We start from the raw sequence: 20,190 nt of genomic DNA, 5'->3' as shown, positions 1-20,190 counted from the left end.
TCTACTCCTTTTTGCTAACCTGTCAGTGAAGATCATCCTGACGGCCCTTTTTCTATACATGCATCCCAGTGATGATGTTTATCGAAAAAGATTGGCTTTAGAGGGGGCGAATCCAAAACAACATTTTATCAAAAATTTAAATCCCTCTAAAAAGGAAATCCCCTGCGACTATCGAAGAAAAGAAGCGCCCAATATTCAAAAAAACCGCAGGGATCGCTCCCGCGGTTCTCCTTATACAGTGAACTTATGCAGAGAGAGCTGCAGCTCTTCCGCTAATCCGGCTAAGGACTTCGCGGAATTTTCAATTTCTTCAGTTGTTGCCATTTGCTCTTGGCTGGCGGCGGAGGTTTCTTGGCTCACACCGATGCCTGTCTCGGAAACGGAACTCACGATATGCATAACTTCTTCGATGCGCACATTGGCTTCAACCAGGTGATGGATGGCTTGATTCACATCATCTACTTTGGCGTTTACTTTATCTACAGAGGTTTCGATATGTATAAATGACTCTTGCGCGTGTTCAGAGATAATCAAGCCTTCTTCAACTTTCGTGGCCCCCACTTGCATCGAGACGACGGCATGATTAATTTGTCTTTGAATGGTTGCGATTAGCGTCGTGATGTTACGTCCTGAAGAAGACGATTGTTCCGCCAGCTTCCGTACTTCATCGGCAACAACAGCGAAGCCTCGACCTGACTCTCCCGCTCTTGCGGCTTCGATAGCCGCATTGAGAGACAAGAGATTCGTCTGTGTTGCAATTTCGTTAATAACATTAATGATTTTGCCAATTTCATGTGCATTTTTACCTAGCGCTTCGATGACGCCATTCACTTCTTTAACGGCTTCTGAGATTTCGTTCATCTGGCCTGCAATAGATATCACAGACTGCTTTCCGTTCTGAGCAGCTGTTGTCGCTTGTTCAGCTAAAACAGCAACCTCTTGAGAAGAAGCATCAATCCGCTTCGTACTAGAAAGCATTTGCGCCACAGCCTCATTGGCCTGGCTAACGCCAGCAAATTGTTTTTCAAAATCTGCCGCCAATTGTTGGCTGGAAGAAGCAACTTGCTTAGCCGCGGTCGAGCTTTGCTCTGAACTTGCGAGCAATTCTTCCGAGCTTGCTGAAAGAGTTAACGCGTTATCGGCAATCTGAGCAACCAAGTTGCGCAGACTTCCCGTCATAACGTTGAAGGAGCTCGTTAATCTGCCAACCTCATCTTCATAAGGATAATCTCCTTGCACGGATAAGTCTCCGTTGGCGGCTTTCTCCATGTTCTCTTGTAAATTACGAATCGGCGTTGTAATTATCATGTTTAACGCCAACGCATTCGCCGTTAAGATAATGAAGGCAAGTATAACAGTGATGATAATAACCCAGTGTGAAATTGCAGAGTCGCTAGAGCTGCTCTTCGCGAATTGTTCCGCTGCGTACTCCTTCAGATTAACCAATTCAGTTAATGCCTCCACCGTTTGCTTCCCTAGTGGGGATACCTGCGTGTTATATACGGTGTAAGCCACTTGGTTGTTAGTCGTGGCATGCTCTACCGCCGTCGCGCTAATCTCACGATATTGCGTGTTCAATTTCGCGAATTTATTGTAAGCTGCAGTTTCATTATCGTTCATTGGAATCCGGCCCAATTTCATAACCAATTCATTGTTGGTCATCGTGCCATCAGTCAACTGCGTTTTTAATTTACCTTTGTACTTAATATCGGTAGTCAACATCATTTCGAGTAAAGTCGATTGGCTTTCATTGAAATTCGATTTCAATTGATTTATCCATTTGACAGATAATAGACTTTCCTCGTACATTCTAATAGAATTACTAGCCATTTTATCCATGTAATGATAGCCCGTAAAACCTACAATTAACAAAAATATAATCGCAATCGCATTCATAAGAAGCAATTTAAACCGAAGCTTCAAATTCCGGAGCATGGTCATATTCACTTTTAAGTTCAAGTTCTTCAACCGCTCAACGGACTTTACATTCAATCTCATCTTGGCTTTCAAATTGGACAGTTCCCCTTCTCGAGTAGTTTGATCTTGCGTCTGCCTTGTCCAGTCCGGAAGAAAACCATCTCTTCTAATAATTGGTGACACAATATCTAACATCATATTCAATTAATTTACCTATGGTTTATTTTACAAAAATCAGTCATTCCTGTAAAGACAATTATCGACACAAACCGCATGGGGATAGGCAGAACGAACGATAATTTCTTCCAGCAAACAGACAAATCGCAGAAAGAAAGGAAGAGTTATATGATCGGGATTATTGTAAATCCTTTTTCTGGTGATGGCAGAGGTTCTGACATATGGAGAGAAGTAAGTACGAGACTGCTGGAGACATCCATTCCCTACCTGGCAGTCATAACACAAAAATCCGGCGAGGCTAGTCAATTAGCGGAGTCATTCGTTAGGGAGCATGGCGTAGAAAGAGTTATTGTTATCGGTGGAGACGGTACCATCCATGAAGTGGCGGGCGGATTATGGCGAGCATGCTCCATAAGCGGTAGCGCATGTAAACTTGCAGTCATCCCTGCTGGAACTGGCAACGATTTTGCCAAAGCTTATGGCATCCCAACTGACGCCAACCTAGCACTGGATCTAGCACTATCCGAAGGGAATTTTGCTCAAATTGACCTCTTGCGCACTCCCGATGGAATGATCGCCGTAAACAGTATCGGAGCCGGGTTTGATGGTCTGGTAGCCAAATTAACGAACGAAGCTAGTTACAAAAAGCTTTTGAATAAACTCGGCCTCGGAAAGCTTGCCTATCTCATTACGATTGTTCGTGTATTTGTAACATATAAACCTAGCAAAGCTTGGTTAGAGGTAGACGGTATCGTTCATGAATTACCCAATATGTGGCTCGCGGCGACAGCGAACATCCCTTTTTATGGCGGTTCGATGCAAATCTGTCCTTCCGCTTCCCCCTATGACGGACTGGCTGATGTCGTTGTCATCCAAAGTAGAGGAAGGTTCAGATTGCTGCCCATTCTATTTACCGTGTATCAAGGAAAGCATACCGAGCATTCCGCTGTTTCTTTTTTTAGAGGAAAAAAGCTTAGTCTCCACACCGAACATCCTTTAATGATACAAGCGGATGGAGAGTTTGCTAACTCTACGCCGCTGCACATCGAAATTCTACCTTCTGCAATAACCGTTATCGGTCGCGTAGGCCGAAATCATTCTGTCTAGGACGCCAATTTCAGCTGTCTACGTTGCAGCATGAGGTAACCAACGAAGCCAGCGAGTATCGCGGCAATGCCCGTAATCGAGAAATCCGGTGAAATGCCTACTTTTGCAATTTGTGTATATAAGGTTACGCCGCCAAGCATCATCGCGTTTTCAATTAAATTTTGGACAGCGATTGTTTTACCGGCTCCAACCATTCCCTGCCCCTTGTGTTGAAGCACTGTATTCATCGGAACGATGAACACACCGCCGCTGAAACCTACAAGAAGTAGAAGCGCTATGGTTATATACAAGTTAGTAATTAATGGAAACAGCAGAATGCTCACAATCATTAAGAGGCCAAATACGTACGAATTATAGTATTTACGCGCAGGAATAAGCTTCGGGGTCATAAGTGCTCCTGTCATGATGCCTATTCCCGTCACCGCAACGAGCATCGATATCTGGTCAACGGACTGAATCCCCAAATGTGCTGGCACCCAAGCAATAATGGCAAGACGGACAACGGAGGAGGTCATCCAGAAAGAACCTGTGCCCACTAGCGAAAAGCGCGTTGCGCGATCTTTGAGCAGCACGGCTAGGTCTGAAGTGAATAGCTTCGCTTCTTTCCTATAACGGATACTGGGATTCCCTTGAATTTTGGGAATTTGCAGCGTCATGATCAAAGAAATGAAATAGAGCCCGAAGCAAGCTGCAATAGCACCTGTCAATGAAAATTTGGCCAAGAGACCACCGCAAACGGAACCAAGCAAAATAGCCATAATTGTATAGCCTTCAATCCGCGCGTTCGCTCGCAACAACTCTGACTCGGAATGGGTAAGGGAAGGCAGAATCCCATATTTGGCAGGCGAGTAAACAGCTGCTCCAATGCCAACGATGCCATAGCTGATCGCAGGATCCAGATTCATAAACAAAGCAAGGATACCAAATGCCTTAATCGCATTCCCAACCAGCAGCACATGCGATTTCGCGTTTTTGTCGGCAAACGCCCCAACGAACGGAGCCAGAACCACGAAAGCTACCAGAAAAGAAGCTTGCACAACACCAATATAGTAATCTGGATACGCATTTTGCTTAATGATAGCCAGTGTAATGAAAAGAATCATATTATCGGCAAAAGCAGAAAGAAATTGCGTCACATAGAGCGTTTGAATCGGCTTCATTTTCATATTAATTAGCTCCTTTGGCCGGATGATCTTGGTTTTCCTGCACCGCTATTCGTTTGATCGTTACGTAATCAACTTTCCCGCTCCCTAGAAGCGGAAGCTTCTCTACATAGCGCAGCTCTGAAGGCATGTAAATAGCTGGCTGTCCCTGCTGCTTGATCGACTCTTTCACTTGCTGGAGTTGAGCCGATAAATCATTGTGATAAATGACGATCCGCTCGCCTTTGCGAGCATCTGGAACGCTTACCGCTGCGCAAACTGCATGCGGAAGGGCAACAGCAACGAACTCTTCTACCATTGGCAGTGAAATTTTTTCGCCGCCAATTTTAGCAAAGGACTGAAGTCTTGCCTGAATGGTGAGGTAGCCCATCTCATCAATCTGCACTACATCTCCGCAGCTGTACCATTCTGCACAAGGCATGAACCCTTTTCCATGAATCAGATAGCCTTTCATCACGTTCGGCCCTTTCACCAATAAATTGCCTCCATGCTCAATGCCTTCTACGGTCTCTAATCGATACTCCATTCCGGGCAATAGTCGTCCAACGGTGCCTTTCTTCGTATGCATCGGTGTATTCAGCGAAACAACAGGCGCTGTTTCTGTCGTACCATACCCCTCTAAAATACGAATACCGAATTTATCCGACCAGGTCTGGCGTACTTCCTCCTTCAACTTCTCCGCCCCTGCCACCACATATTTCAGCGAGTAGGCAAAATCATAAGGGTGAGCCGTTCTTGCGTAAGCGGCCAGAAACGTCGAAGTACCAAAAAGTATCGTAATACTCCGATCATACACAAGCTCTGGAATCACTTTGTAATGCAGCGGATTCGGATACATGACGACTTTCATACCAGAAAGAATGGGCAGCATCGTACCCGCCGTCAGCCCGAATGAGTGAAACATTGGCATAGCCCCAAGCACAACATCTGTAGAATTGAACGCAATGACAGTCCGTGCCTGCTGAATATTCGCATAAATATTCCTGTGCGTCAAGATGACGCCCTTCGGCTTGCTTTCACTCCCCGAAGTGAATAAAATAACTTCATTTCTATCCTTATCAACTGGGCCTTGCACCTTGCTCATGTATTGAATTAGAGCCATGACTTTGTGCTTTAATCGAATCGTTTGTTTAACCTCTTCGAGGTAAATAATCGTGTGTTTGTTGGCCGCTGATTCAATAAAATCATGCAAACCTGCTTTATCTATAAAAGTCTTGGACGTCAAGATGATCTGAACCGAAGCCGTCTCACAGGCATCCAGCATCGCTTGCTTGCCGGCCGAATAGTTGAGAAGGGCTGGTGTCACGCCTAAACGAAACAAAGAAAACAATGTAATAACATGCGCCGCGGCATTGGGCAGTAGCACCGAAACCCGTTGCTGATGAACAAGCTCCGGCTTTAATCGATAAGCCATCGTATACACAGCTAGAAGCAGCTTTCGGTAGGTTAAGGACGTATCACTGACAATATCTTCACAGATAACGAAGGAAGCGCCATGCTGTTGCTTGGCAGCCAGCAATTCGTTAAATAAATTCAGCTCGGGCTTCAACTGGCTTTGCAGCAAATGGTTCTGCATATGGCTGCGGATAACTTCGGTAGCCCGTTCTTTTTGCACACGCATCGAACTTTCATCACTCACGGGTACTTGAAACGGTGCGCCGATAGAAATTGTCGCGGCTGGAAACCAACGTTGCTTAAGCTTGCCGCGGAGATAAGATAATTTGGCGTGCTCCAACCCTCTTATCGCAACGGGAACCATCTGAGCCTGCGATCTTAGCGCAATGTAGCCGATTCCTCCATAAACCTTCATCATGCCCCCCGTCGTTGTCACTCGCCCCTCGGGAAATACAACCAGCGGGGTTCCGCGCTGCACGGTTTTGAGCATTTTCCTTACCGAATACGGATTGAGCGGATCGACTGGGATATGGTTCCTGAACAGGAGCAGCCAAGCAAATCGTTGGGCTATTTTTGTATTGACGACGAACGCTACTTCCTTCGGTAAAATGAGCGCTAACAGCACAGCATCCAGCAAAGAAACATGGTTCGGAATAAGCACGGTCCGTTCTGTAAAGTTCAATTGCTGCAAGCCGCTAACCTTTACCCGGAAGCTCGCTAAAACGACAGGACGCAAGATAGGGAGTACGATTTTAAGCAACATATAAAACAAGCGTTTCATCATGGTGAATCCCTCCGCATCATAAGCATAAATGAAATTATAGGCTTCTCTTAATACCTGGTCATAATTTCATTGTATGCATTTCTGACAAAGGTGATAGTACTAACTTTGACTAGTACCTCAGAAAATAATAAAAGTAACGCCATAAAACATCTTGGCGCTACTTTTATACATACAACTTAAAATCTTATTGATTTACGTCAAATCTGAAAATCCCCCAACCACTTTTTATTTAAACTTATATCTCTTCTCTATGGTGTCATAATACAAATCTCCAATAATCTTACCTGATTTATTTTGTAAATGTAGTCCGTTCTGATCTCCTACAATATAAGCATCAAACTTTTTAGTAAGGCTATTTAAATCATATATAAAACCTTCTTCTACACTTCCGGGCACGATCTCTTTGGGTAAGAAAGAATCTTTAAATGTTCCATCGCCTAATTGTCCATATGCATTATTACCCCAAACCCAGATACTACCATTTTTCTCAAGCGCTACGGAATGATAGGCGCCAGAAGATATATTTTTAACATCTTCAAGCCCAGTTACTCTTAGTGCAGTTAATTGGTCGGTTGTAGTGCCATCACCTAATTGTCCAGACGAATTATGCCCCCAGCTCCAGATCGTGCCATCTTTCTTTAACGCCAGATTATGGAAACCTGAGCTTACTGACGCTACATTTTCTAAATTTAATACTTTAACGGGATAATTTCTCCATGTCAAAGTACCGTCTCCCAACTGCCCATAAAAATTTGTCCCCCAAGACCAAACCGTTCCATCATTTTTCACAGCTAAACTGTGAAATAGTCCAGCTGATATTTTTGTAACATGAGTTAAATTTTCAACTAAAGTCGGCGTATTTCTACTTAAAACTGTTGTACCATCGCCTAATTGAAAATTGCCATTTTGCCCCCATGACCAGATTGTGCCATCATCTTTTAACGCTAGAGAATGAATATTTCCAGCAGCTATTTGCACAACATGATCTATGCTGCTAATTTTAACTGGAATATTTTTCCCATAATTTGTTGTATGATCGTCATATGTTCCTATTCCTAACTGACCAAAATCATTCCTTCCCCAAGCCCATAAAGTACCATCTTTGCTAAGCGCTAAAGAATGCTGTGCTCCAGCAGTGATATCAATAATATCATCAAGCAATTTCACTTGTTGCGGATATGTTTGTGAGGTTACAGTGCTACCGTTGCCTAATTCTCCATTATAGTTACTGCCCCAGCTCCAGACAGTTCCATCCTGTTTTAGCACCAGTGTATGACCACCACCTGCAGCTATTTTACTCACATGATCTAACCCAGAAACTTTCTCAAAATTTACTACATTCCCGCTATTGCTTGCTCCAGCAAACCAGACACTACAATCGTCTTTTAAAATATAAGAAGTAAAATATCCTGAGCTAATTTGTGAATCCGTACTACAAACAGTGTCTTTCTTCTCATATGAGAACGAATAAACTGCGTCAACTACACTTTTATTCTGAGAATTACTATAAACTCCATCAAAAACTGTTATTGAACTTATAGCTAACTGAGTTGGTGCTATTCCAGCAAGTTCTATTCTATAAACCGCATCTGAAACAGCATAAACATTTTTATAAATGGCGTCAGTAATATTAATTGAACTGCCATCAGATAGGTTCGCTTTAATTTTGATAGAATTAGAATCATAGACATCCGTATATACAGCTCCACTTACTTTACCATCTGAGAAACTATAATTTACTTGAAATGACTGTGCTGCAAAAACAACTAAAGGCATAAAAACAGAAAAAATAAACATAAATAAAGTAAGTCCTAGCACCTGTCGATGATGTCTGAACATGAAAATTAACTCCTCCTATTTTCCGTTTAAAATTGGTTTATAATTCCTTTACTAGTATATACTAGTTCATAGTTTAATAGTAAAGAGTTTAGTTGTATATACTAAAAAGGCTATCCCAGCAGCCATTTAACTGACTCCTTGGATAACCATCGCATTTATTTTATCTTTATCCAATCATTTAAGAAACTCCGCCAACCGCCCTGGGTAATCCGTAATAATCCCCGTCACCCCGTAATCAATCATCCTCTGATAATCCTCTGGACGATTAACCGTGTAAGGATAAACGGCAAGTTCCGCGGCTGCGGCGCCATCGACGTCATCCTGATCAAAAGAGTGAAAGTACGGATGCAGCGAGAACACATCGATATCCATTTGCTGCGCGTAAGCGGCATGATTAAGTAAGTTAGCCGCATACAGCAAGCCTACTTTTGCCGCAGGCTCCGCTTGCTTAATCCGACGGATGCATTTGTGGTCGAATGATGAGATCACCACGTCCTCTAATCTACCGCTTTTGCGTAAAAAATCCAAAAGTGCATGCTCCATGCGGCCTTCGTATGAATGCTTGACTTCCACGTTGATGAGAATCCCCGCGGGCACCAAAGCAAATACTTCGCGGAGCAAGGGAACCCGCTCTCCACGGAATGCTTCTGAAAACCAAGCCCCCGCATCCAATTGTTTCACAGCATCCCATGTCATCTCGCAAATACATCCGGCACCATTCGTTGTCCGCTCCAAAGTAGGATCGTGACAGACGACGATCTCTCCGTCTTTCGTTATATGTACATCCAGCTCAATACCCTCGGCCCCTTGCTCCAAAGCAAGCGCAAAAGAGGCTAACGTATTTTCCGGCGCTTCTCCTGCCGCTCCTCGATGTCCAATTACGATCGGCTTTTGCCTCTCCATCGTTACCACTCCCAACTGATCTGCTTAATTTTATGTTCAAATTATAAGGGTATTTATCAACTTTTGCCCAGTGAACATTCATTAAGCTTATGTAAATGAATAGAGAAAATCCACAATTATATTACATCCGCTTAACACTGCACAAATACAGTAGCGATAACCTAGAGATGGGTTAAGCGCTTAATTAAGTTCGTGGAGGATTCAGCATGCATACCATAAAAAAAGATTTACAGCTTCCATCCCAAACGCTCAAGCTGCAAGGCAAAACAAGAACACTCACCGCAGCCAAATGGACAGAAACCGCGCTCGGCTATGTATTTTTATTTCCATCCTTGCTGCTGTTCGGCATCTTCCTTTTTTATCCTCTTGTGCAGTCTGTCTATCTTAGCCTGCATGAAACCGATCCGCGCGGAAGGGTCGCTTCTTTTGTTGGCTTGGATAATTTCGTTGCCATCTTCACATCCGAACGCTTTTACAAAAGCCTTGAAGTTACAGGCTTGTTCACACTGCTAACCGTACCGACTGGCATCGCGCTTGCTCTGCTGCTTGCCGCACTCACGCACAACCATTTAAAAGGCATGCGCATTTTTCAATTCGTGTTCTCATTGCCTGTTGTTCTCTCCGTCGGTACATCAGCCGTCATCTGGATGATGCTCTTTCATCCAAGCGTAGGCATGCTCAATTACATGCTCAGCCTAGTCGGGCTTGAACCTGTTGCCTGGCTGACTGACCCAAGATGGGCGCTTCTCTCCGTCTCAATGATGACCGTATGGATGAATCTCGGGTTTAATTACATTGTTCTTCTAAGCGGACTGCAGAGCGTTCCTGAAGAGATTTATGACAGCGCTAAAATCGACGGCTCCGGACCTTTCCGTACTTTTGTGCAAATTATTATGCCGCTCTTGTCGCCAACTGTGTTTTTCGTCACGATCGTATCGATAATAGGGGCTTTTCAGTCCTTTGGTCAAATTCATATTTTAACCAAGGGCGGTCCCGTGAACGCTACCGATGTGCTCGTCTACTCGCTTTATCAGGATGCCTTTATCAACTTCCGGTTTGGAACGGGAAGCGCGCAAGCGATCGTACTGTTCGTGTTAATTCTCCTTCTTACCGTTGTGCAATTTAAAGCTTTTGAAAGGAACGTACACTATCAATGAAAAATCGTTTACAACATACACTCGTTTACGTCGTGCTATCGATTTTCGCCGCTCTTATTTTATATCCAATCTTCTATACCTTTACGGCGACTTTCATGACGCCAGCTGAAGCCTCATCTTACCCTCCGCGCTTCTGGCCCAGCAGCTTCTATATCGGCAGCATTCTAGACGTTATCAAATTAGTGCCGATCGGTACATTTATGACGAATAGCTTGATTGTATCCATCACGATCATGCTCGGGCAGCTGCTAACCGCGAGTATGGCTGCCTATGCTTTTGCCAATATTTCCTTCAAAGGAAAAGCCTTCATCTTTGCCATTTTCATGGCTACGATGATGATTCCCTGGGAAGTTACCATCATCCCGAACTATTTGACTGTGAAGAAATGGGACTGGCTCGACAGCATGCAGGGCTTGACGATTCCGTTCCTAGCGTCCGCCTTCGGCACATTCCTTCTGCGCCAATTTTTCCTTCAGCTGCCACGCGAGCTATTCGAAGCTGCCAAGCTTGACGGTTGCGGTCATATCCGCTGCTTCCTCCGTCTCGTACTGCCGCTCTCGCGTCCCGCGCTTGCAACCTTAGCGGTATATTCCTTCCTCAGCTCATGGAATATGTATTTGTGGCCACTGCTGATCACGAATAGCGAGAAAATGAGAACCGTACAAATTGGCATTGCCATGTTGCAATTCGAAGAGCTTACTGTGTGGAATCTGGTGCTGGCAGGCGTCACCATCGTCTTGCTGCCTTCGCTCCTCCTGCTTGTGCTTGGCTTGAAACAGCTTGTTCGCGGTCTGACCGCTGGCGCTGTGAAAGGTTAATAATTTCACTTACCCGATTACCAGATGGACCCTCATCTGCGGCTTGATGCCGGAGACGATCACCATAAATAAACAACCATAAAGGGAGAGAAACCAAGAAATGAAACATTTGAAAATGAGAAGCTCCGTCATTGCGATGACAGCGCTCGTTATGATGCTCACTACGGCTTGCGGTACCGCCGAGAAGCCAGGCTCCAGCCCTACCGGAGACGCCAAAACTTCCCCAGCCGCAAGCCCGACAGCCGCAGATGCCAAAAAATCAACGACCCCAGTCAAAGTTGTTTGGTGGCACTCCATGAGCGGAGAACTAGGTAAAGCTGTGGACAAGCTCGTAGCGGATTTCAACGCTTCCCATAAAGATGTTCAAGTCGAAGCCGTATTCCAAGGTACTTATGACGAGAGTATCAATAAAATGAAGGCATCTATGGACACCAAGAGCGGCCCTTCTCTCATTCAAGTATACGAAATTGGCTCCCGTTTCATGATCGATTCCAAGGCCATCACACCCGTGCAAAGCTTTGTTGATGCCGATAAATTCGATTTATCCCAACTCGAAGACAACATTTTGAACTATTATAAATTCGACAACAAGCTTTACTCCATGCCTTTCAATACATCCAATCCGATTCTATATTACAACAAGGACCTGTTTAAAGCGGCAGGCCTTGATCCAGAGAAACCGCCTACAACATACGAAGATGTTGCCAAAGCCGCACAGACGCTTAGCAAAGATGGCAAATCAGGCGCTTCCTTCGCTATTTACGGCTGGTTTATGGAGCAATTCTTTGCTAACCAAGGTGTAGAGTACTTGAATAATGGCAACGGTCGTACAGCGGGTGCCACTGAATCTCAAGTCAACAATGAGGCTGGCGTGAAGACATTGACTTGGTGGAAACAAATGGTCGACAACAAATCAGCAGCTAACCTTGGTCGCAAAACCGATGATACGAAGAAAGCATTCTTAGCCGGTCAGGTTGCTATGACATTGGATTCAACAGCATCGCTTCGCGGTATCGTAGCCGGCGCAGACGGCAAATTCCAAGTTGGCACTGCATCCCTGCCCAAACCAGCAGATGCCAAAGACGGTGGAGTTGTTGTCGGCGGAGCCAGCTTGTACATCTTGAACAACAAATCCGAAGCTGAACAAAAAGGCGCTTGGGAGTTCATTAAATTTCTAACTACTCCACAAACACAAGCATGGTGGCACGTGAACACAGGCTACTTCCCTATTACCAAAAAAGCATATGACGAGCAATTAGTGAAAGATAACCTTACCAAATATCCACAGTTCCAAACCGCAATTGACCAATTGCACAATACGAAAGCAAACAAAGCAACACAAGGCGCTGTCATGGGTGTATTCCCAGAGGCTCGCCAAATCGTAGAAGGTGCCATTGAAGAAGCTTTGACAGGGAAGAAAGCACCGAAAGATGCACTTGACGGCGCCGCCAAAAGCATTACAGAGAAAATTGCCACTTACAACAAAACCGTGAAGTAGCCCTATCATTAAGCACTTATTTCTATGGTCACAAAGAGAGAAGAGACTTTACATGTGTTATGCATGCAAGGTATCTTCTCTCTTTCCTAACTGCCTGATCACCGATAGTCCTTTGGGCTTACGCCGACATATTTTTTAAACACCTTCGAGAAATAGGTTCGCTCCATGTAGCCGAGCTTCATCGCGATGATTTCCGTGCTGTGCTGCTTTTCTTTTAGCAATTTACACGCAATCTTCATTTTGTATCGGTGCATATAGTCGGTGAAATTGAGGCCGGATTCCTGTTTGAAATACCGAGAGAAATAACTCGGATTTAGAAACAAATAATTGGCAATATCCACTAAAGAAATATTTTCCGACAAATGATCCGAAATATACTGATCGATGAGTTGGAGCTTCGGCTTCTTTTCAATCCACGCATCTGTCGCACTGCCTAACAAAGACCTCATCCCACTACGCAGCAGCTGCATGGCCTGTTCCCACCTCCCGCAATGCAGCAAGCAACGATGAAACGCGTCCAAGCTCGGCTGGTTGTGCTGCAGCTCCATATGACGCATCCACTGCGAGCTTTTGAGCAGAAGCTCATCAGGATCGAGTCTCAATGTCTCTGCTTTAGCTTGGAGCGCATTTAAACTTTCTGCTAATAGCAATTCATTGCCGCCTTTGACCGCCTCTTCAAGTCGCTGCCAATCGCCTCCAAGAACCCCCATAATATCATGATTCCAGATTCTACTTTCAACGATGCGTGGCTGAACGTTATTCATCTGCTCATAGAACATCCAGCGCTCTCGCTGCATTAATGAACGGTATTGGTGTTGAATGTTTTCAACCTCTTTGAATGGCATCCCGAAACGAAAGCTAATGTCGATTTTCAAATATTCGGCGATGTTTTGCTGCAAAAGAGTAAGGTGCTTATGGACGTCTTCAACCGCATTACGGGTTAGATCATGCTGATAATTAGCAATACACACAAGACGCGTCTCTTTGTCAGTAAGCGTAACTAACGAAAAGCCGTCTAACGGCAGTTCATCGCAAATATTGGAAATGGCGTACAACAATAAGGGGACGTCGTTATAGCGATACTTCTGAGGGAATGAACCATACTGGATGTCGCCTATGGCTAACATAAAATGCGGCCGCTTCCACGCAATCCCTAGCCTAGCACTCTGGCTGTGAATTGACGCTACGGATACTCCAGAAAGCAGTTCGCTCCAGAATTGCGCTTTCCATGTCTCGCGATGTTTGAGCATATCTTGTTTGTACGTTAACTCTTCGAACCGCTCCTTATCCGATGTTAAGGCCTGAATCGTTTTGAGCAGGGCTGACTCTAATTGCTGTGTCGTCAGTTCATCTTTAATTAAGTAATCCTCGGCGTCTAGCTGGACCGCTTTGCGCGCGTAATGAAATTCTTCATGACAGGTCAGGAACATAATTTTCACATCCGGCTTTAGCTTTTGAAGCTCGGCCGCTAGCTCAATGCCATCCATTTGCGGCATGCCAATATCTGTAATGACCAAGTCTGGTCGATGCTCGTGAAACAAAGCGAGCGCCTTAACTCCGGATGAGGCAGAGCCTACTAGTGTTAATTGGAGCGCACTCCAATCGATCAGCTTTGTTACGTATTTCATCATCGGCACATCATCGTCGACGAGCATGACCTTGAACATCGTCATTCCTCCTTAGCATTTTCCTTCATTCGAGAGCCTATCGGCCCTCTGTATGCATAATCTCCTACTGTCCATTAATCGCATCTATTTTTACCCGATCATACGCTTCACGCCTAATGTCCACCGTCGCTTCCTTCTTGCGAGCTTCTAGCTGCTTCCCAAACTGCTCATCTGTATAGATCGCTTGCAAATTGGCTTTCATTTTATCAAATGCTTCATAACCACCTTCTACTCGCTCTATGCATTTGATGATCATCAGCATCCCTCGATCTTGAATAACATCGCTAATTTGGCCAATGACCAGTTTATCGGCAATTTCTACGACAACTTGATCATTTTCCAAATCTATTTTACGCCTCGACGCGTCAAAAAACTGCTCGATCCTAGGTTGCGTCGAATACACCTGAGCAACCTGTTCAAAATCCTCATCTTGCGCTAACTTTGCCGCGGCCTGATTGATTTTCTCTTGAGCAGCATCACCTGCTGAGGCTACTACAATTTTCTGAATGCGGATTGAGGCAGGCTTTTTGAATGTACGTTCTTTCGTAGACTCATAGCGTGCTATAAGCTGTTCAGAAGTCAAGACGAACTCCTCCTTGCCATGCGCTTCCTTCAGCCGAATCTGTAGATTCGTATGTAGGTATCGGTAATAATCTCCCTCTGTATATTGCTTCGGTCCGTAGACAGGCTCCTTCTTAGCTAGCGCCTCTTTACGCCGGTTATTTTCATTGATCCAATTTGCACGAAAATGTTCATAATCGATTTGGTCCACAAGCCCTTTCTGCTTGGCCCACAGCTGCTCGATTTTTATTTTAACCAGCTCATCTAGCGCGTTCTCTTTCAACTTCTCAGCAGAAACTGTACTGCGCAGGGGCTTCAATACTTGCAGCATTTCCCTATACGCTATGGGTTCTCCATTTACAAGAGCAATAACCGTATCATCGTGGAGCTGAATTTTGTTCTCCGCAAACCAGTACCCTGCACACCCGAGCGCGATCATAAGGAAGACCGCTGCAGCTGCGTATTTATAACGCATATCAAGTCCTCCTCGTTTTTGTTTAACCGTACCGCTTTAAATACCTGATCATCTAAGAGTAAGAAGGGTGCTTTACAAGATCACCCTTCCGAACTAGCTAAAACAACCCTCTGTTAAAAATCAGCAAAGTTCTTAGAAAACAACTTTATTCTGGATTCAGATTCATGTCAGTCCATCAAGAACAACTTAGTTCATCACAAGCTGTGGCTTGTTTGCTGTGTTCTCTCTGCTATTAAACTGTATCGTCTTATCCTCGTCATTAGCGCCTTGTACAAGAAGTGTGACAGTGCCATCCATAAGTTGATCCTGCACAAAGGAGGTCACATCGAACTCCTGGTAACCAAGTACATAATTCACTGTGGCAGCTGCCAACAGACTGGTTGTTGCCGCTGGCGCGTTGTTCCAATTCAGGCTGGCTTCCACCCAGCTATCTGTCGTTGAACCGTACACTTGAACCGTTACAGCTGCGCTGTCCTGAACATTACCTCCATAAAGACGGAGCTTCGCTGACTGAATGCCGTTAGTCAAATCAGATACATTGAATTTCAAATACAATTTCCGCGTGTATCCGCTCGATGTGCCGTCTTTGGTAACTAAAGTGGTGTCACTCCCATAATTGGCTGCTGCATAAGAACCATCGCGTACGTATGCATCGGCTATAGCACTCTTAGTTAACGAGACTGGCGCTTGTTGTCCCACAATAATAAGCTGAGGCTTGATACTGCTCTCTTTGCTAAAAAACTCAATGAGCTTCGCTTCAAGATTTGCCTGCTGCACGATGAACGACGCCGCTCCGTCAGTAAGCTGGTCTTGCACGAACGATGTAACATCCACTTCCCGATATGCATACATGCTGTTTAAGCTCATCGACTGGAGCAGCCCCGTCGTCGCCAAAGGAGCATTATTCCAAGTAAGGCCTGTCTCCGACCAGCTATCCGTCGCAGTTCCATAAATTTGAGCATTCACATTTGCAAAATTTTGACCATTACCTCCATATAAACGCAGCTTAGCCGATGAAATCGTAGAATAACCCGAAACATCGAATTTCAAGTACGCTTTCCTGTTGTAGCTTGAGGTTTCACTTTTCACCCCGAGAATGCTCGCTGAGCCATAATTATTGCCTGCGTAACTACCATCCCGTACATAGGCGTCAGCAATCGGATTAGCCTTGGAAGGTGAAGGAGCTGTAACACTCAGGCCAGCCCCATTATAGATCCCGATGTTCGGAGCTGCTGTGGCCGATACCGTGTTGCCAAAATAGTCCTTGCCTCCGTTATTGGCGATCACTTTGCCTGTTCCAAGCGCTGGCGAGCCTGTGCGTAATTTATAGGCATCCGCTGAAGCGAGTCCCAGAGTCGCACCGCCTGGATTCACGAATTGTGGATCTGCCGTTATTTTTCCCGTATCGGTCGGCTCATTAGTGGAATGGTTACCGCTTGCTTCGTAGAACACATTTTTGTTGTAAGTCAAAGCGTTCCAACAGCCTGTGCAGTTCCAGTTCGTTGTCTGTGATGGATTCGTGTTGTAGAAAATATTATTGTAGAAGTTGTAGCCCGTCTTCACGGACGTATCTCCATTAATGGCACTGCTTGCGCTGTTATAGTAAAAAACATTGTTGTACACATATGCCGGGGACAACTCATTAAAGGCAAAATGGCGCCAAATTAGGCCATCGTTCTGACTAACATTATAGCGAACGATATCATTCTTGTTCGTTCCCATGAAGAGCATGAAGCCCATTGGGTTGTCATGGCTATAGTTGTACTGGTAGACATCGTTCTCCAAAAATTCATCCAAATCATAAGCGCATCCATCTTGATTAGAAGCTGGACCTCCATACACCTCGTTGTACTGAAAAACGGAGTTTTTCGAAACGGCCGTCCATATTCCGGCTGCTGCGCTGGAAATACGCTTACTGAAATTGTTAAGCGTGTTGTACTCAACAACCGCTCCATCGGTATCCCTCAAAATAATACCGTCTCCACCCACATCAGACATCACGTTATTCGCAATGTAGACGTTCGTATTCCAGTTGCCGTACTTGTACGTCGCTGTTGTAGAAAAGCTGTCATCGCCTACATAATTGGCATGAGCCGCCAATCGAATCGCGACACGGTCTACTTTATCAATCGTGTTGTTCACAACTCGCAGATCGTCGAAACGAGCCTTTGTCACTTGCGAGGTCGCGGAGGTTCCTTTAATCACACCAATGATCGCTCCATTTTCTTTGGAACCTGCATTATTATAAGAGTCTACGTCATGAACATAACAATTTTGGATATAAATGTGGCTGTATAAGCGATCCGATTCGTTGGAATCGATAACGAAGTAGATCCCGCCTCTGAGGGCAGATGTATCATTGTTATCCGTGGCAAAATCTTCGTCATTCGTCACTTCCAGATTATTGATCTCCCAGTACTCCTGGTTTTTCAGCAGCACTGTGCCCGTATTATAAGTCGTTGTTGATTTGGATATCGTCTGATTGTAGCTATTACCAGCGCCATGGATTACAGGCTTGCTGCCTGTTCCGTACTGATCGATGACGATAGGACTACCTGCAGCTCCCGAACCTTTGGGCCATAGCTGACCTGTCCACACGCCACCCGTTTTAAACAATAGACGATCCCCTGGTTGAAAGGTGGTGCTGTTTACCTTGCCTAATGACTTCCAGGCAGCGGAAGGACTTAATCCATTCCCGCTATCGTCGGCTCTTGAAGCATCGACATAGTACGTGCTCCCAGCTGCTAGAGCAAGCGGTGGTGCAGCAATAGGGACGAGTCCCAAACTAAGCAACAATGCTAATAAAATCGCTGTAAACCTTCGAACATGTTTCATTACTTCACCCTCCCCCATAATATTGTTAAGCGCTTACATCCTTACTTAACTTCTCCACTATAGGCCGGATACCATTTCATAGTAAGGCATATTTTTTACCCTTTTGTGAAGTATTTTTACAAAGGGACTCGCAAAAGCACGGTTGTTCCTCCGCCTTGATTTGTTTCCAGTCGCATGATTGCCGTAGAACCATAGGTAAGACGAAGCCTTTGCCGTACATTAAACAATCCAATTCTTTTGTAAGAAGCTTGGATTGCCCCCTCGCCTTGCTCCAACATCTCATTCAACTCCGTTTGCTTGGATGCTACCAATCCAATGCCATTATCGGAAACACGGATTTCCAACATTCCCTCCATCACTATCGCTTCAACCTCAATGCGCGATTGCGCCTGCCTGGTCTCGGCAAAGCCGTGAACCATCGCATTTTCCACGATAGGCTGCAGCAGCAGCTTCGGAATTTCTTTGTCAGCAACTGCGTCCGCCAGCGTTATATCCAGTGAAACTTCAAGATCGCTGCGCATTTTCATAATATCCACATAATGAACAAGCAGCTTACATTCGCTCTCCAGTGTAGAAGGCTCATTTATACGCATATAGGCTCGAAGCATGCTCATTAGAGAATCAATCTGTCCACTATGAACCGTGTCATCTACAAGGCGAAGATTGCATTTAATCGAATTGAGTGTGTTCAGCAAGAAATGTGGTCTAATTTGCGCAAACAAAGCCTGCAGCTCCATCACCCGCTTCTGTTCTTGCTCCTGCTCGATATCACTAATCAGCGTGTTGATTTGTTCCAGCATCTCATTGAGCGTTTGTCCAAGCTCTGCTATCTCATCCTTTCCCTCGGCTTGGAAACGAATCGCACGGTTGCCTTCGCCGAATTGCCGAACGCCTCGTTGCAATAACCGAACAGGCCGATAAAGCCGCTTAGCAATTAAAAAGGAGATCAGCCAAAATAAAATGAAAAATGGCAATACAATGAGCAAAGATAAATAGAAGGTACGAGAGATTTGCCCAGTTACCTGCGAGCTTGGCGTCTCGTATACAAGTTTCCATCCCGCATTATCGATCACCAGCTCACTGCGGATGTTACGATGATCCTTGGACTGACGTTCATACGGAATATTGGCGCTTCCCGCGATTCGCTCGCCACTGGCATCAAACAGGCTCAACGCTTCCGATGGCGTTTGCTGAAAAAACTTACGAAAATACGCGTCAGGCACACCGATAAGCAGTGTAGCTAATAACGCATTATCACTAGGATCGCGTAAAACGCGGGACATATAATAAATGTGGCCTTGCTTGCCTCCACCCTCAACTAACCCCAGCCATTGAATGAATAGAGGTTTGTCCGCATCTACACGTGTTCTAACCGCATTCCAATCATGAATGATGTCATCAGGTTCATAGCTGTCAGCCGATTGCACAATAAATCCTGAGCGATTAGCTAGGAACATAATAATTTCTCGGTTCATCGTTTTGGCCGTAATCATACTGAAAAAATCTTTAATCTGCTGGTAACTATTTAGCTTTGCAGAGCTATCAATGGCTTCAACATCAGCAAAACTACGCAATTGCTTCCTGACATTGGGGTCCTGCACGAAAAAGTTAGAGGCGAACGTTAAATCATCAATCATTTTGCTTAAATCCTTACCCATGATAGCAAGAACCGCTTCATTGCTAAGCGTTATCTTTTCTTTGACATGTCGGTTTGTTGTTGAGTAATTAAAAAAAGAAACGAGCACCGTCGGCAGCAAAATCAGCAGAAGAAAGGAGATTTGAATGCGCCGGTAAAAAGTAAACCGAAACTGCGGAATCATGCGAACATCTCCTCTTCTTCCCCATACGGAATGTGTCCTTCTATTATAAAGGGAATGCCCGCTTATTGACAAAA

At 44.9% G+C, this 20,190-nt stretch carries 13 protein-coding genes; 4 read left to right on the top strand and 9 right to left on the bottom strand.

Annotation, left to right across the window (positions count from 1 at the left end; translation table 11 throughout):
- Window positions 1-231: 231 nt before the first annotated feature.
- Complete coding sequence (locus GK047_RS00930) at window positions 232-2,100, bottom strand: methyl-accepting chemotaxis protein (RefSeq protein ID WP_205516189.1); 1,869 nt, start codon at window positions 2,098-2,100, stop codon at window positions 232-234.
- Between the two features lie 162 nt (window positions 2,101-2,262).
- Between GK047_RS00930 and GK047_RS00925 the strand changes: the two genes are divergently transcribed.
- A complete protein-coding gene (locus GK047_RS00925; protein WP_205516187.1) occupies window positions 2,263-3,201 on the top strand; it encodes a diacylglycerol/lipid kinase family protein in 939 nt (312 codons plus the stop codon).
- On the opposite strand, the gene lplT is transcribed toward GK047_RS00925, so the two are convergent.
- The 4 genes from lplT to GK047_RS00905 all read right to left on the bottom strand — a co-directional run bounded on the left by lplT (window position 3,198) and on the right by GK047_RS00905 (window position 9,285).
- The gene (gene lplT / locus GK047_RS00920) at window positions 3,198-4,367 is read right to left on the bottom strand and encodes a lysophospholipid transporter LplT (protein WP_205516185.1); all 1,170 of its coding nucleotides are present in this window, start codon (window positions 4,365-4,367) and stop codon (window positions 3,198-3,200) included. The genes GK047_RS00925 and lplT overlap by 4 nt on opposite strands.
- Before the next feature lies 1 nt (window position 4,368).
- Window positions 4,369-6,543 (bottom strand): AMP-binding protein, encoded by a 2,175-nt coding sequence (locus GK047_RS00915; RefSeq protein ID WP_240343727.1) that lies wholly within the window; start codon window positions 6,541-6,543, stop codon window positions 4,369-4,371.
- A 225-nt stretch (window positions 6,544-6,768) separates the two neighbouring features.
- Complete coding sequence (locus GK047_RS00910) at window positions 6,769-8,382, bottom strand: RCC1 domain-containing protein (RefSeq protein ID WP_163940209.1); 1,614 nt, start codon at window positions 8,380-8,382, stop codon at window positions 6,769-6,771.
- Window positions 8,383-8,556: 174 nt separating this feature from the next.
- The gene (locus tag GK047_RS00905) at window positions 8,557-9,285 is read right to left on the bottom strand and encodes a glycerophosphodiester phosphodiesterase (RefSeq protein WP_163940207.1); all 729 of its coding nucleotides are present in this window, start codon (window positions 9,283-9,285) and stop codon (window positions 8,557-8,559) included.
- A 206-nt stretch (window positions 9,286-9,491) separates the two neighbouring features.
- On the opposite strand from GK047_RS00905, the gene GK047_RS00900 reads away from it, so the two are divergent.
- From GK047_RS00900 to GK047_RS00890, 3 genes are all read left to right on the top strand, one after another.
- Window positions 9,492-10,442 carry a carbohydrate ABC transporter permease gene (locus GK047_RS00900; RefSeq protein ID WP_163940205.1) on the top strand — a complete coding sequence of 317 codons (951 nt, stop codon included), beginning with the start codon at window positions 9,492-9,494 and terminating at the stop codon, window positions 10,440-10,442.
- Window positions 10,439-11,260 (top strand): carbohydrate ABC transporter permease, encoded by an 822-nt coding sequence (locus GK047_RS00895; RefSeq protein ID WP_163940203.1) that lies wholly within the window; start codon window positions 10,439-10,441, stop codon window positions 11,258-11,260. The genes GK047_RS00900 and GK047_RS00895 overlap by 4 nt, the downstream gene beginning before the upstream one ends.
- Before the next feature lie 100 nt (window positions 11,261-11,360).
- Complete coding sequence (locus GK047_RS00890; protein WP_205516184.1) at window positions 11,361-12,758, top strand: ABC transporter substrate-binding protein; 1,398 nt, start codon at window positions 11,361-11,363, stop codon at window positions 12,756-12,758.
- Between the two features lie 98 nt (window positions 12,759-12,856).
- On the opposite strand, the gene GK047_RS00885 is transcribed toward GK047_RS00890, so the two are convergent.
- The 4 genes from GK047_RS00885 to GK047_RS00870 form a co-directional block, all read right to left on the bottom strand.
- Window positions 12,857-14,425, bottom strand: a complete 1,569-nt coding sequence (locus GK047_RS00885; protein WP_163940201.1) for a response regulator — start codon at window positions 14,423-14,425, stop codon at window positions 12,857-12,859.
- Window positions 14,426-14,489: 64 nt separating this feature from the next.
- The gene (locus GK047_RS00880; protein WP_163940199.1) at window positions 14,490-15,461 is read right to left on the bottom strand and encodes a peptidylprolyl isomerase; all 972 of its coding nucleotides are present in this window, start codon (window positions 15,459-15,461) and stop codon (window positions 14,490-14,492) included.
- Window positions 15,462-15,647: 186 nt separating this feature from the next.
- Entirely contained in the window at window positions 15,648-18,296 is a 2,649-nt protein-coding gene (locus tag GK047_RS00875) for a CBM96 family carbohydrate-binding protein (protein WP_240343726.1), read from the bottom strand.
- A gap of 116 nt (window positions 18,297-18,412) precedes the next feature.
- A complete protein-coding gene (locus GK047_RS00870; protein ID WP_163940197.1) occupies window positions 18,413-20,116 on the bottom strand; it encodes a sensor histidine kinase in 1,704 nt (567 codons plus the stop codon).
- Window positions 20,117-20,190: the final 74 nt, after the last annotated feature.

The sequence above is a fragment of the Paenibacillus sp. SYP-B3998 genome, assembly GCF_010820665.1.
In the GTDB taxonomy this organism is placed as follows: Bacteria; Bacillota; Bacilli; order Paenibacillales; family NBRC-103111; genus Paenibacillus_E.
Note: the sequence above shows the minus strand (reverse complement) of the source record. Positions and strands in the feature narration are given on the sequence as shown.

Bases quoted from the DNA above. Each gene is read 5' to 3' on its own strand.
- GK047_RS00925 (WP_205516187.1), top strand. From the start codon at position 2,263: ATGATCGGGATTATTGTAAATCCTTTTTCTGGTGATGGCAGAGGTTCT.
- lplT (WP_205516185.1), bottom strand. From the start codon at position 4,367: ATGAAAATGAAGCCGATTCAAACGCTCTATGTGACGCAATTTCTTTCT.
- GK047_RS00915 (WP_240343727.1), bottom strand. From the start codon at position 6,543: ATGATGAAACGCTTGTTTTATATGTTGCTTAAAATCGTACTCCCTATC.
- GK047_RS00910 (WP_163940209.1), bottom strand. From the start codon at position 8,382: ATGTTCAGACATCATCGACAGGTGCTAGGACTTACTTTATTTATGTTT.
- GK047_RS00905 (WP_163940207.1), bottom strand. From the start codon at position 9,285: ATGGAGAGGCAAAAGCCGATCGTAATTGGACATCGAGGAGCGGCAGGA.
- GK047_RS00900 (WP_163940205.1), top strand. From the start codon at position 9,492: ATGCATACCATAAAAAAAGATTTACAGCTTCCATCCCAAACGCTCAAG.
- GK047_RS00895 (WP_163940203.1), top strand. From the start codon at position 10,439: ATGAAAAATCGTTTACAACATACACTCGTTTACGTCGTGCTATCGATT.
- GK047_RS00890 (WP_205516184.1), top strand. From the start codon at position 11,361: ATGAAACATTTGAAAATGAGAAGCTCCGTCATTGCGATGACAGCGCTC.
- GK047_RS00885 (WP_163940201.1), bottom strand. From the start codon at position 14,425: ATGTTCAAGGTCATGCTCGTCGACGATGATGTGCCGATGATGAAATAC.
- GK047_RS00880 (WP_163940199.1), bottom strand. From the start codon at position 15,461: ATGCGTTATAAATACGCAGCTGCAGCGGTCTTCCTTATGATCGCGCTC.
- GK047_RS00875 (WP_240343726.1), bottom strand. From the start codon at position 18,296: ATGAAACATGTTCGAAGGTTTACAGCGATTTTATTAGCATTGTTGCTT.
- GK047_RS00870 (WP_163940197.1), bottom strand. From the start codon at position 20,116: ATGATTCCGCAGTTTCGGTTTACTTTTTACCGGCGCATTCAAATCTCC.